Here is a 13,144-nt window from a genome sequence, read left to right as displayed (position 1 = left end):
TATGGAAGTTAAGCAGATTGATGAAAGAGTTTATGAGATAGTTTGTGGAACTGCCCACTATAGAGAAGTTAACTCTAAAGTAAAAGAGCTCGTTTCAAGAGGAGCTGAAAAGGTAATCCTTAAAGATGTCTGCGGTCAGCGTTACATAGGAACGGGAATAAGGGAAAAGGTAAAAATTGACCTTTACGGAACGGCAGGTAACGACCTTGGAATATTCCTCTACGGTCCTGAAATTGAAGTTTTCGGCAATGCTCAAGATGGCGTTGGTAACACTATGAGAGAAGGGAAAATTGTAGTTAGAGGCCACGCCGGGGACGTGTGTGGTTACGGTATGAGGGGAGGAAAGGTTTACATAGAGGGAGACGTTGGATATAGGGTTGGAATTCACATGAAAGGTTATAAAGACCTTGTTCCTACATTTATAGTTGGCGGTAAAGCCGGAAACTTCTTCGGTGAGTATATGGCCGGAGGGATTCTCATTCTCCTGGGTCTTAACAGAAAGCCCGGAGAGGATATAGTTGGAGACTACTGTGCTACTGGAATGCACGGCGGCGTAATTTTCGTTAGAGGAGAAGTTCCTAAGCGTTACCTCGGTAAAGAGGTAAAAGTCTTTGAGCTTGATTCAAAGGATAGGGAACTTTTAACTCAGGAGCTCAAAGGTTTTTCAGAAGCCTTCAGTATACCTTTGGACGAGATCTTAAGCGAACCTTTTACAAAAATTGTTCCCGTTAGTGCAAGGCCTTACGGAAGGTTGTATGCCCACAGGTGGGGTATTGCCGCAGGACTAATTAAGTAACTTTAGGAGGAGAGTTTGTATAGATATCCTGATGAGAGAGGGAAGTACGGGATTTTCGGTGGAAAGTATGTCCCTGAGACTCTTATGGCTGCTCTTGGAGAGCTTGAGAGAAAGTACCTTGAGATAAAAGAAGACGAGGACTTCCAGAGAGAGTTTAAGGAACTCCTTTCAACTTACGTAGGGCGTCCCACTCCTTTACAGTTTGCAAGGCGTTTTTCGGAATACCTTGGAAACGGAATTAAGGTGTTCCTTAAGAGGGAAGACTTAAACCACACCGGTGCCCATAAGATTAACAACGCCCTTGGGCAGGCCCTCCTTGCAAAGAGGATGGGGAAGAAGAGGATTATTGCCGAGACCGGTGCGGGACAGCACGGAGTTGCCACTGCTACCGCCTGTGCTTTCCTTGGCCTAGAGTGTATAGTCTATATGGGTGAGGAGGACGTTCAAAGGCAGGCTTTAAACGTTTTTAGGATGGAGCTCCTGGGAGCCAAAGTTGAGGTTGTAAAGAGCGGAAGCAGGACTTTAAAAGACGCAGTTAACGAGGCTATTAGGGACTGGGTTACAAACGTAAGGACAACTCACTACATAATCGGTTCGGTTGTAGGCCCTCACCCTTACCCCATGATTGTTAGGGACTTCCAGTCCGTTATAGGAAAGGAAGCAAAGGAGCAGATTTTAAGGGAGACTGGAAGTCTTCCAAACGTTATAGTTGCCTGCGTTGGTGGTGGAAGTAACGCTATAGGAATTTTCTATCCGTTTATTGAGGACGAGGAAGTTGAGCTTATTGGCGTTGAGGCAGGAGGTTACGGAATAGATACAGGAAAACACGCTGCTACTCTCTGTGCAGGAAAGGTTGGAGTCTTTCACGGCGCTAAGTCATACCTCCTTCAGAATGAAGACGGTCAGGTTACTCCTACTCACTCTGTTTCTGCCGGTCTTGACTACCCGGGAGTTGGCCCCGAACACTCTCTATTAAAGGAGATAGGCAGGGCAAAGTACGATGCTGTTACAGATGAGGAGGCGGTAAAGGCCTTTCAGATTCTCTCAAGGACTGAAGGGATAATACCAGCCCTTGAGAGCTCCCATGCTGTAGCGTGGGTTATAAAGAACGCTGATAGGTTAAAGGACAAGACTGTAATAATTAATTTATCAGGAAGAGGAGATAAAGACGTAAGTCAGGTTAGAGATTTACTTGAGGAAAACAGGGATATGCGTCTATGTTAGATGAGATAACTCAGCTTCCCTCAAGGAAGGCCTTTTTCTCTCACCTTAAGGAAATAAACCTTGGCACCGGTGTAATTATTGCCATTTTTGATATAGACGACTTTAGGTTTGTTAACTTCGCCCACGGATACCGTATCGGTGATTCTGTAATAAAGGCTACAGGTAGCCACATTAAAAGGACTTTCTCTAAGTACTTTACTAACTTCTTTATCGGTAGAACGGGAGCGAATCAATTCTCAGTTGTCCTCTACGATGACGTTCCTAAAGTAAGAATTGAAGAGGTTTTTAATAAACACGTTCGTTTAATAAAGTTCAAACTTAAAGATGAATTTATAAGGGTTACTTTAAGTGGTGGAGTAAGCAGCGGTAAGGATAAATACCAGGATATTTACTCTCAGGCTGAAGATGCTCTGTATACAGCTAAATATCAAGGTAAAAATACGATAGTCTTTTACGGAAATTTTGTCGTTCGTGACACTAAGCGGTTTAGGGAAGTAAGGCAAAAGCTCATAGAGGCAATTAGGAAAGAGAGCGTTCGTCCTTACTTCCAGCCAATAGTTTCTCTCAGAACTGGTCGGGTTTTTGGCTATGAAGTTCTATCGCGAATTTTCTACAACGATGAGGTTCTCAGAGGAGATTACGTTTTTTCAGTAGCAGATTCTCTGGCTTTGACTCCTGAGATAGATAAAATACTTTTCCTAAATGCTATTAAGTATTTTGGTTCCTATAAACTTTTCTTTAACCTGTCAATGAAGTACTTCTTTAGAGAGTTGACCAACATATTTCAGATAGCAAAAACTTACTCACTTGACCTCTCAAACGTCATTTTTGAAGTTACCGAGTCTCAAAAGTTGATGCAGGAAGGTATAGCTATAAGTATTTTTAACCTGTTTAGGGAGTTTAATGCTGGTATTGCCATAGACGATTTTGGTGCAGGTTACTCTAACTTCATGTACCTTAAAAAACTCCCGGCTGACGTTGTGAAAATTGATGGAGCCTTCATTAGGAATGCTGCTAAAGATATAAAGGATTTAACTATTGTTAAATCAATAGTTGAAGTAGCTAGGGCTTTCAGGATAAGGTCCCTTGCCGAATTTATAGAAGATGAAGAGACTTACAGGTTAATGAAAGCAATTGGGGTTTCTTTAGGGCAGGGTTACTTTATAGGTAAACCTGAACCTGAACCAAAGGAAGTTAGGGTAGAGATAGAATAAGGGGCCAAAGGCCCCCGAAACTTACTTTTCATTTTCTTCCTCTTTATTTTCCTCTTCACCTTCAGTCTTTATCTTTGCCTCTTTGGGAGGAAGCTCCTCCTTTTCAACTTTAAAGGTGAACTCGCCCTTCTCCTTATCGTAGTCAACCACTACTGTATCGCCCTCTTTTACGCTACCCTCAAGTATCTTAACTGAAAGGGGAGTCTCAATCTCCCTCTGAATAGTTCTTCTTAATGGCCTTGCGCCAAACTCAGGGATGTAACCTCTCTTGGCAAGCTCAGTCTTAGCCTCTTCTGTAAGCTTAATCTTAATTCCTCTCTCTTCAAGTCTCTTGTTGAGTTTTGCAATGAGGAGGTCGACGATCCTCTTAATCTCCTCTTCAGCCAACGGATGGAAGATGATAATTTCGTCAATTCTGTTGAGGAACTCAGGTCTGAACCTCTTCTTGAGTTCTTCCATAATCTGCTCTTTAATCTTGTCGTAGTTCTTCTCAAACTCCTCTTTTGACAAGTTCATTAGATACTCTGAACCAACGTTGCTGGTCATTATTATCACTGTGTTGCTAAAGTCAACTGTTCTACCTTTAGCATCTGTCAACCTTCCATCGTCAAGGATTTGGAGGAGAATGTTAAATACATCAGGATGAGCCTTTTCAATCTCGTCAAGGAGGATAACTGAGTAAGGCTTCCTCCTAACCGCCTCTGTTAGCTGTCCACCCTCCTCGTAGCCGACGTATCCTGGAGGTGCACCAATTAGCTTTGATACTGCGTGCTTCTCCATGTACTCAGACATATCAAGTCTGATCATTGCAGTCTCGTCACCAAAGAGGTACTCTGCAAGTGCCTTGGCAAGTTCAGTCTTACCAACTCCAGTTGGTCCAAGGAAGAGGAATGAACCAAGAGGTCTATTAGGTGGTTGAAGGCCTGCCCTTGCACGCCTTATAGCTTCAGAGACCGCTTTTATTGCCCTTTCTTGACCGATTACCCTCTTATGGAGCTCCTCCTCCATCCTAAGGAGTTTCTGAATCTCCTCCTCTTGAAGTTTAGACGCAGGAATTCCAGTCATTTCAGATATAACTTCAGCAACGTCCTCAGCAGTTACAACAGGTTTCTCCTCACCCGTCTCCTTGCTCTTCTCTATCTTCTCTTCAAGCTCCTTGATCTTCTCTTCAATCTGCTTAATCTCCTTCTTAAGCTTTGCGGCTTTATCAAACTCCTCTTTCTTAACAGCTTCATCAAGTTCAGCCCTGAGCTGGTGGAGTTTATCCTTAAATTCGCTCAGCTCTGGAGAGCTGTAGGTGGCCTCTATCTTCTTCCTTGCGCAGGCTTCGTCAAGTACGTCAATTGCCTTGTCAGGAAGGTACCTTCCTTGGATGTACTTCTTAGATAGCTTAACTGCCGCTTCAATGGCATCGTCTGTGATCTTAACGTTGTGGTGTTCTTCAAGCTTAGGTCTTAGACCTTTAAGCATTTTAATTGCAGTTTCTATATCTGGCTCGTCAACCCAAACTGGAGCAAACCTTCTCTCAAGTGCAGGGTCTTTTTCAATGTACTTCCTAAACTCATCAGTTGTAGTTGCGCCTATTACCCTTATTTCACCCCTTGCGAGGGCTGGCTTCATTATGTTTGCAGCATCCATACTTCCTTCTGCTGCCCCTGCACCTATAACTGTGTGGAGTTCGTCAATAAAGAGTATGATGTTGCCCTCTTCCTTAACTGCATCAAGAACTTGCTTGAGTCTTTCCTCAAACTCACCCCTATACTTAGTTCCGGCAACTAATGCTGCCATATCAAGGGCAACGATCCTCTTATCCTTGAGGTTCTCTGGAACCTCTCCGTTTGCAATCCTCTGGGCAACCCCTTCAACGATTGCCGTTTTACCAACTCCAGCAGGACCAACGAGGACTGGGTTGTTCTTCGTCCTCCTTGAAAGTATTTGGATAACCCTTTTAATTTCGTTTTCCCTATCAATTACTGGGTCAAGCTTACCCTCCTCTGCAAGGCCGGTTAAGTCAATACCGAACTTCCTGAGAACTTCTGGTAACTGTTTACCACCCCTTTTGGCCTTTGCTCCAATTTCCCTTGAAACTTTAGCCCTACCTTCTCTGTACTTTTTAACGGCTCTAACAGCCTCGTCCTTCTCAAGTCCGAGCTTGAGTAGAATTCTGTACGCCATACTTTCAGGCACTTCGTAGAATGCGAGCAGCAGGTGTTCAAGGTCAACACTTCTTGCCTTCATCTGGCGGGCTATGTCAAGGGCAGCGTCAAAGACCTTCTTCATTGTTGGAGTGATGTAGATTTCCTCATAGCTACCGTAACCACTAGTTAAACCTAGCCTTCCAACCCTATCTACCTGTTCCCTGATGAACTTCTTTGCCCTAACTGGGTCAAACCCTGCAATTGTTAGGATGTCAAGGATAGGTGAACCAGGAAGTTCCACCATTGCGAGTAAGAGGTGTTCAGTATCAACGTACCTCTCTCCAAGCTGCCTTGCAATTTCCTGTGAAAGGAGAATGGCATCTTTAGCCCTTCCACTTAATACATCCCAGATGTTCATCTCTCTCCTCCTCTTTAAGTTTATTTGTTTAGTATTTCAATAAGTTTTTCCCTATCAAGCTCTTCAAAGTCTAGCTCTCTTAGCAGGGAAAGGACTGTTTCCCTAGCTTCCTCACTGAGTGATTGAGCCATTGCACTGAAGAGTTTTTCAAGGTCCTCTTCAAGCCTTAATATGACGTGGGTTCCCGCAACGTTAACTCCCCTCTCCCTGGTTAAGGAGACGATCCTCTTAATTCTCACTAGGTCCCTTTCCGAATAGAGTCTCGTCTTTCCTTGGGTTCTTGAGGGCTTTATAAGCCCTTCATTTTCGTAAAACCTCAAGGTTTGAGGATGGACCCCAGCAATCTTTGCAACGATACTTATCATGTAGACTGGGGTATCTTTATCAATCACCGCCCACTCCTTTATAGGTCTTTACTATCAATTTATCTTAGTTAAAGGAAAATGTCAACTAACTTAAAACAATTTTTTAAGGAGTGGGCAGATTCCCCTTTAGTAGGGGAGCTTTTCCCAGTTGACATTCTCCTTTATCCACTTTACGTACTTAGGAATACCTTCTTCTATCTGGGTTTTGGGAACCCAATTTAGGATTTCCTTTGTTTCTATTAAGTCGGCTTCAGTGTAGTTCTGGTAGAAGTCATAGGGGTTATCAAAGTAATCGGTTTCAACGTCTGTTTCCAAAGTTTCCTTTATTATCTTCACTACTTCGTTAAAGCTTCTTGCCTTCCCTGTACCTACGTTAACTATTCCACTCTTTCCACTTTCAAAGGCCTTTATGTTGGCTTCAACACAGTCTTCCACATAAACAAAGTCCCTCTTCTGTTCTCCCCACTTAAAGAGCCTCGGCCTTTTACCCTTTAGTATCTGGACTGTAAGCTGTAGGACCATACTTGCCATCTTCCCTTTGTGCTCTTCCCTGGGGCCGTATACGTTGAAGTAGCGTAAGCCTACTACGGGAATTTGGGGGTTTTCCCTCATAAACTTTAAAGCTACCCTGTCCATTGCAAGTTTTGAGTAGCCATAAACGTTTTCAGGCTTTAGTCCTTGGTCTACCTTCATTGGCGGAGATGTGTTTCCGTAGACTGCTGCAGAGGAGGCGTAGATTACGGGAGCGCCTGCTTCCCTTCCAACCTTTAATATCTCCTTAAAGGCTTCACAGTTAACCTCCATCATTCTGCGTTGGTTCGTATCGGTTGTGTTAACGTTTGCAGCTTGGTGAAAGATCGCCTTGAGTCCTAACTTCCTTAACTTCTCTATAGTCTCTGGTTCTGTTATTGAACCGGTTATTACTTCCCCTTCAAAGTCTATAAGGTTTTTAAAGTTCCCACTTGAGAAGTCGTCTAGAACGAAGAGTTCCCAATCTGGAAATCTCCTCTGGAGCTCTAAGATCAAATTGGAACCTATAAAACCAGCACCGCCGGTAACTAAAACTTTCATACTACCTCCTAGTCCCCAAGCTCGCCCTTTAGGTGGGTTTCGTAGCCTCTACTCTCAAAGAACTCTTTGAGGGCTCTTCCATACTTTCTTGCAAGGTTCCAGCTGTGGAAGATGGCGTAAGTTGCACTCTCTTCAAGCTCGTCTCCGTTGAACCTTAGAACAGAAACCCCCCACTCAAAGTGCTTAAGTTCCTGATCAAGGTAAACCCTCTGAACAAAGACGTCGCATATTTTCTGGGGCTCACCTAAAATTTTTCCTAGCTCTTCAGGGTCTTTCCCTAAAGCATCTGCCATTAACTCTCTGAAGAACTCGTCACTCATCTTCCACCTCTACTTTTCAACTATGCTCTCTTTTACTTTCATACCAAAGTGTCTTCCAGGCTCTTCTGTGTAGACCAAAACTTCATCTCCTTCTTTAAGTTCAACGACTGATATCGGGGTTCCGTCCGGCCTCGTTAACCTTATGGTTTCTGCGTTTTGGAGTATTCCGCTAACTTTCTTTCCTTCCTTAGTTTCTGCCTCTATGAGTAGCATAGGTCTCTTTTCCACCTTTGCCCTTCCGACGTAGGCAATTCTTCCCTCTCCTTTGTAGTTGTAAATCATTATCTCATCGCCACTCTCTATCTCGGCCAGGTATTTCGTTTTTCCTCCCGGAAGTCTTACGTACATATGGACAGCTCCAGCATTAACCCTGAAAGGCCTTGCCGCAACGTAAGGGTTGCTCTCTGTTTCTGCGTGAACTAAGAACATTCCAGCAGATGAGTTTCCAACGAGAGCACCCTCTCCCCTTGTCATGTTAGAACACGTGTCTATACAGACCCTATCACACATGCCTATCGGTTTAACTCTCTTTACTTTTGCAACTTCAAGCTTTACTTTCTCTCCTGCCTGACTTATAGCTTGACCGGTTGCCTTTATCTCGTTAACGTCCTTCGTTTCAAGGACTACTCCTTTTACTCCCTTTTCAAGTATTGTGAGGGCTGTTTTGGCCTCTTCAGAGTTCCTAACCCAGGCGTAAACCTCATCCCCCTGTGCTAAAAGGTTTTCAAGTGGAATAATCGTCCAGTCTGTGGTCTTTACTATTACCTTCTTTCCCTGCTTTAAAAGCTGTGCAGCCCTTTCTTCGTCCTCCTTTCCTTTAATTTCAACGATTACGAACTCCTCCCCCAGTTTAAAGTCTCCATCAGGTGCAATTGTCTTTACCCTTGCTAGCTTCTTAACCTTTTCACTGATTCCTTCCTTTGTTGTAAGGACTGCAGAGACTCCACTCTCTAAAGCAGCAGTTATGACGTTCTTATCCTCTGGATTCTCTATAGCTACTATTAACTCCTTTTTCATCTTCATAACCTCCTTTAGTATCTCCTGGGTCCAAAGAGAGCAGTTCCAATTCTTACAATTGTAGCCCCTTCTTCAACCGCTACTACAAAGTCGTGGCTCATTCCCATTGAGAGCTCTGGAAACTTCCTTTTAAACTTTTCCTCCATTCTATCCCTGATTTCTCTTAACCTTATAAAGAAGGGCCTTACAAGTTCAACTTCCTCGTAGTATGGTGGAACCGTCATAAATCCGAGAACTTCAATTTCCGGAAACTCTAAAGTATACGAGAGGAGCTCCTCAACCTTTTCTGGAGGACAGCCGTGCTTACTCTCCTCAGGAGAGAGTTTTACTTCTATAAGTGTACTTACTTTTTCCCTACCTGTCCTCTTTAACCTCTTTACAAGCTCATTAACCAGTTCTTTCCTATCCACAGTCTCTATCCAGTCAAAGAGCTCTACAGCGTACTTTACCTTGTTCGTCTGAAGGTGGCCTATCATGTGCCACTGGGCCTGTGGCATTCTATCCCTTAATAGGGGTATTTTTTCCCTTGCTTCCTGAACTCTGTTCTCTCCAAACAGTCTAACTCCGGCTTGGTATGCCTCTAAAATTTCCTCCGGAGTTCTGGTTTTCGTTGCAGCCAAAACCTTCACCTCTTTACTGCTCCTTCCGACCCTCTGACAAGCCTTCTCTATCTCTTCCCTTATCCTGTCTAAGTTCTCCTTAATCGTCCCCACCTTCCAACCTCTCATAAACTTGGTCTGCGAAGAACCACAGGTCTTCAATAAGGTTTGACTCTGAGTTTTCAACGAAGCTTTCGTAGTCTTTAATTTTTCCTTCTCTAAAGTTGTGGTAGCTTGAAGCTACAAATCCACCCTTTTCAAATCCTCCGTTTCCATTAAACCTGTAAACGTCTATCTCAACGAACTTGTTTACTCCTGAGTTAAAGAGTTTCTCCGTTAACTTCTTCCAGAACTCAAAGTTTGAACGTTTTAGGAAGAGCCTTGTTTTCCTTCCCCTAATTTTCCTTCCATCTTTAGTTATAAACTGGTATCTGAGCTTAAGGAAAGCACCGGTTCCTGTAGGGGTTTCTTCTAGCTGAAGGTCTTCACTTCTAACAGGTAGAGTTTTAACGTAGTAGCCTAACCTCTTGCTTAGGGGGGATGAGAGCTTAACGCTGTTGAATATGTCTATAAGTCTGTTAATTTCTTTGAGGAGTTCCTCCCTGTTTACTTCAACTCTTTTATCTACCCTCTCAGCCCTCTCCCAGAAGTGACCTGAGAATAGATAACCTGTAGAGTTCTTAAGGAGAGGAATTCCAGCCCTTACTTCAACCTGATTTCCAAAACTATCGTAGAGTTTAATCGGGAAGTTGGCTACTACTACGTCAAAGGTATCTCTCTCAACTGAAACTCTATCTTTTCCTACTTCAAGAGGTTCTTCCTTAAAAACGCCTATTACTGATTGGGGGAGCTCCCTATAAACTACTATAACGTCCCCCTTTTTTATCCTCTCTCCGTCTTCTAAGGCTTTTGCAACGGTTAGTTCAATTTCTCCAGTCTTATTAAAGAGGGGAAGTTTAAAGTCTGTATAGTCGCAGTTTAACCAACCTCCTTCACTCCTTCCCCAGTATCCAAGGAGGTTCCTCAGGGGAAGCTCTTGGTCTTTATTTAGAGTCTCAATTAGGTTTCCGTTAGGTACTTCCCTTACAGATATGGCTTCTGTTAGAACTTTTAAACTTCCCTGTCCAAATGCACTGTAGCTTGTAAGGAGGAGTGGGAGTGTAAAGAGTAGGGACTTCCTCATTCTTTCTCCTTCAAAACGAACATAATGGCTTCAGCTTCGGCGACTTTTTTGCCGCTTTTTGTCTTTTTCATAACCGCTTTAGTTATCTTAACCCTTTTCCTTTCCTCCTCAACCCAGGCCTCAACTTCAACTTCCTCCTCAACGAGCAGGGGAGTGTGAAACTTTACAGTCAACTTTCCAGTCAAGAACCTTTCTTTTAAGCTCTGAAGGTAAGCCATTGCTTCGTCAAGAATGAGTGAGATAATGCCTCCGTGAATTACTCTGTTGTACCCTTGGTAGTACTCAGGAAGTGAGAACCTGGCATAAACCTTCCCGTCTTCGCGCTTAAAGGTTAGGTGCATTCCCTTTGGGTTCTCTTTACCACAGACGAAACAGTAGTTATCCCTGAGTAGCTCTTCACCCTTCATTGCACATTGATTATAAAATAGTTATTAGGTTAGGAGGGAGAGATGAAGAATAAAGAACTTGCAGACATATTTGATAAGTGGGCAGATATCCTTGAGTTTATGGGAGATAACCCCTACCACATAAGGGCTTACAGGAATGCAGCCCGATTAATTAGGGATCTTTCTGAGGATATAGAGGTTCTTGCTAAGGAGGGAAAACTCTCTCAACTTCCGGGAATTGGACAGAGGTTACAGGCTAAAATCCTTGAGTTTCTCAGGACCGGTAAAATTGAGGAGTTTGAGCGCTTAAAACAGCAGGTTCCGGATACGATCTTCACCCTCCTTGATATACCCGGAGTTGGTCCAAAGACTGTAAAGCTCCTCTATGAAAAGCTTGGAGTGAGGAGTATTGAGGACCTAAAGAGGGCCATTGAGAGGGGGGATTTACTCAAACTTCCCGGTTTTGGCCCGAAGAAGGTTGAGAAGATAAAGAAGGGCATAGAGCTCTACGAAAAGAGCGGAGGGAGAATACTCCTTGGAGTTGCCGTCTTTATTGCAGATAGGATCGTTAATCAACTTAAAGAACACTCTGCAGTTGAGAGGATTTCAGTTTGTGGTTCAACGAGGAGGATGAAGGAAACAGTTGGAGACATTGATATCCTTGCTAGCGGAAAGAACAACCTAGAGATAATAGAAGCTTTCGTTAACCTTCCCAACGTTAAAGAAGTCTTGTGGAAGGGAACTAAAAAGGCAACGGTTATAGTTGAGGAGGGAGAACAGGTTGATTTAAGGGTTATTGAACCAGACTCCTATGGGGCAGCCCTTCAGTACTTTACAGGATCAAAGGCCCATAATATCCACTTAAGGACTATCTGTTTAAAGCTAGGTTATAAGCTGAACGAGTACGGCCTCTTCAAAGGAGAGGAGAAGATTGCCGGGAAGACTGAGGAAGAGATTTACTCGGCTTTAGGTATGGATACTCCTCCTCCTGAGATTAGGGAGGATACTGGGGAGATTGAGGCAGCCCTTGAGCACAAATTACCCAACTTGGTAGGTTACGATGAAATAAGGGGAGACCTTCACATCCACTCCAACTGGTCCGATGGAGCTTCAACGATTGAGGACTACGTTAAGAAGGCCATTGAAATGGGCTACAGGTACATTGCAATATCTGACCATTCAAAGAGCCTAAAGGTTGCAAATGGACTTAGTGAAGAAGACCTCCTAAGGAGGAACTACGAGATAGATAAGCTAAATGAGAAGTATTCGGGGAAGATTAAGATACTGAAAGGGGCTGAAGTTGACATCCTTCCAGACGGTTCACTTGACTATCCCGATGAGATTCTCTCTCAGCTTGACTTCGTTATAGCGGCTATTCACTCAAGGTTTAACCAGGACAATACAGAAAGGATACTAAAGGCAATAAACAACCCTTACGTTAATGCAATAGCCCATCCCACCGGTAGGATTATTGGCCAGAGGGAAGGCTATCCCCTTGACCTTGAAAGGATAATGAAGGCGGCAGCGGAGACTGGAACTGCCCTTGAGGTTAATTCCTACTACAACCGTTTAGACCTGAAGGATGCTCACTGTAGATTGGCTAAGAAGTTTAACGTTAAGCTGGTAATAAATACAGATTCCCACCACGTAGATCACATGTGGATGATTAAGCTCGGTGTAGGAACGGCCAGGAGGGGTTGGGTAGAAGGTAAGGACGTTATAAATACCCTTATTTTAAGGAGCCTTCAGAAGTTTGTAAGGGATAAGAGGAGGAAGTTTGGAGTAAAGTAGTTGCAAAGGTATTTTTATGGACCTAAAATAAAATTTAGAGAAAATTTCAAAACTTTTTTAAGGAGGGAGAGATGTTTGGAAGATTCTTCGGAAGAGGAAGGAGAGGATTTGACCCCTTTGAGGATATGTTCCGTTACATGCAGGAAATGGAACGTATGATGGAACAGATGATGAGGGGATTTGGTAGGGAGCTCCCGGGCTTTGAAATGGGCTTTGAACCGAAGATTGAGATGTATGAGACTCCAGATGAAATCGTTGTAAGGGCTGAAATGCCAGGTCTTGATAAGGACAGCATTGACGTTAAAGTTCGCGGTAACTACCTAATTATCAGGGGAGTTAAGAAGAAAGAGGAAAAAGAGGAGAAGGATAACGTCTTCTTTAGTGAAACCTTCTACGGTGAGTTCCAAAGGGTTATTCCGCTACCTGTAGAGGTTAAAGAAGAGGGAATTGAGGCTTACTACGATAGAGGAGTTCTTGAAATCCGCCTTCCTAAAGCCGCGTCTGCAAGGAAGGAGGTTAAGATTATCGTTAAGGAGCCTGAGGAGAAGAAGGAAGAGGGTAAGGATAAAGGTAAAGAGGAAAAGTAATTTACTCTTAAAAGCCAACTCCAGGCCCGCTCAAA

13 protein-coding genes are annotated in these 13,144 nt (G+C 43.6%); 5 read left to right on the top strand and 8 right to left on the bottom strand.

Annotated features, from left to right (window positions below; translation table 11 throughout):
- Position 1: 1 nt before the first annotated feature.
- From C7457_RS04140 to C7457_RS04130, 3 genes are read left to right on the top strand one after another with little or no spacing between them, the layout of a single operon-like run.
- Positions 2-796 carry a GltB/FmdC/FwdC-like GXGXG domain-containing protein gene (locus C7457_RS04140; RefSeq protein WP_121170273.1) on the top strand — a complete coding sequence of 265 codons (795 nt, stop codon included), beginning with the start codon at positions 2-4 and terminating at the stop codon, positions 794-796.
- Positions 797-811: 15 nt separating this feature from the next.
- Positions 812-2,020, top strand: a complete 1,209-nt coding sequence (gene trpB, locus C7457_RS04135; RefSeq protein ID WP_121170271.1) for a tryptophan synthase subunit beta — start codon at positions 812-814, stop codon at positions 2,018-2,020.
- Complete coding sequence (locus C7457_RS04130) at positions 2,014-3,234, top strand: EAL domain-containing protein (RefSeq protein ID WP_121170269.1); 1,221 nt, start codon at positions 2,014-2,016, stop codon at positions 3,232-3,234. Before trpB ends, C7457_RS04130 begins: the two co-directional genes overlap by 7 nt.
- A 21-nt stretch (positions 3,235-3,255) precedes the next feature.
- Here C7457_RS04130 and C7457_RS04125 read toward each other — a convergent pair whose 3' ends face one another.
- The 8 genes from C7457_RS04125 to C7457_RS04090 all read right to left on the bottom strand — a co-directional run bounded on the left by C7457_RS04125 (position 3,256) and on the right by C7457_RS04090 (position 10,752).
- Positions 3,256-5,790 carry an ATP-dependent Clp protease ATP-binding subunit gene (locus tag C7457_RS04125; RefSeq protein WP_121170267.1) on the bottom strand — a complete coding sequence of 845 codons (2,535 nt, stop codon included), beginning with the start codon at positions 5,788-5,790 and terminating at the stop codon, positions 3,256-3,258.
- A 20-nt stretch (positions 5,791-5,810) separates the two neighbouring features.
- Entirely contained in the window at positions 5,811-6,182 is a 372-nt protein-coding gene (locus C7457_RS04120; protein WP_121170264.1) for a heat shock protein transcriptional repressor HspR, read from the bottom strand.
- Between the two features lie 99 nt (positions 6,183-6,281).
- Entirely contained in the window at positions 6,282-7,226 is a 945-nt protein-coding gene (gene rfaD / locus C7457_RS04115) for an ADP-glyceromanno-heptose 6-epimerase (RefSeq protein WP_121170262.1), read from the bottom strand.
- An 8-nt stretch (positions 7,227-7,234) separates the two neighbouring features.
- Complete coding sequence (locus C7457_RS04110; protein ID WP_121170260.1) at positions 7,235-7,546, bottom strand: hypothetical protein; 312 nt, start codon at positions 7,544-7,546, stop codon at positions 7,235-7,237.
- A 9-nt stretch (positions 7,547-7,555) separates the two neighbouring features.
- A complete protein-coding gene (locus tag C7457_RS04105; RefSeq protein WP_121170258.1) occupies positions 7,556-8,563 on the bottom strand; it encodes a 3-dehydroquinate synthase II in 1,008 nt (335 codons plus the stop codon).
- Positions 8,564-8,577: 14 nt separating this feature from the next.
- Positions 8,578-9,276, bottom strand: coding sequence for a YggS family pyridoxal phosphate-dependent enzyme (locus C7457_RS04100; protein WP_121170256.1), 699 nt, complete (start codon positions 9,274-9,276; stop codon positions 8,578-8,580).
- Positions 9,263-10,345, bottom strand: a complete 1,083-nt coding sequence (locus tag C7457_RS04095) for a hypothetical protein (protein WP_121170254.1) — start codon at positions 10,343-10,345, stop codon at positions 9,263-9,265. Before C7457_RS04095 ends, C7457_RS04100 begins: the two co-directional genes overlap by 14 nt.
- Entirely contained in the window at positions 10,342-10,752 is a 411-nt protein-coding gene (locus C7457_RS04090; RefSeq protein WP_121170252.1) for a PaaI family thioesterase, read from the bottom strand. The genes C7457_RS04095 and C7457_RS04090 overlap by 4 nt, the downstream gene beginning before the upstream one ends.
- 42 nt (positions 10,753-10,794) lie before the next feature.
- Here C7457_RS04090 and polX point away from each other — a divergent pair, with 42 nt between their 5' ends.
- Positions 10,795-12,522, top strand: coding sequence for a DNA polymerase/3'-5' exonuclease PolX (polX, locus tag C7457_RS04085; RefSeq protein WP_121170250.1), 1,728 nt, complete (start codon positions 10,795-10,797; stop codon positions 12,520-12,522).
- A 71-nt stretch (positions 12,523-12,593) separates the two neighbouring features.
- A complete protein-coding gene (locus C7457_RS04080) occupies positions 12,594-13,109 on the top strand; it encodes an Hsp20/alpha crystallin family protein (protein ID WP_121170248.1) in 516 nt (171 codons plus the stop codon).
- Positions 13,110-13,144: the final 35 nt, after the last annotated feature.

Source organism: Thermovibrio guaymasensis (assembly GCF_003633715.1).
GTDB classification, from domain to species: domain Bacteria; phylum Aquificota; class Aquificia; order Desulfurobacteriales; family Desulfurobacteriaceae; genus Thermovibrio; species Thermovibrio guaymasensis.
The sequence above is the reverse complement of the archived record's forward strand: the minus strand, read 5'-3'. Positions and strand labels throughout refer to the sequence as shown.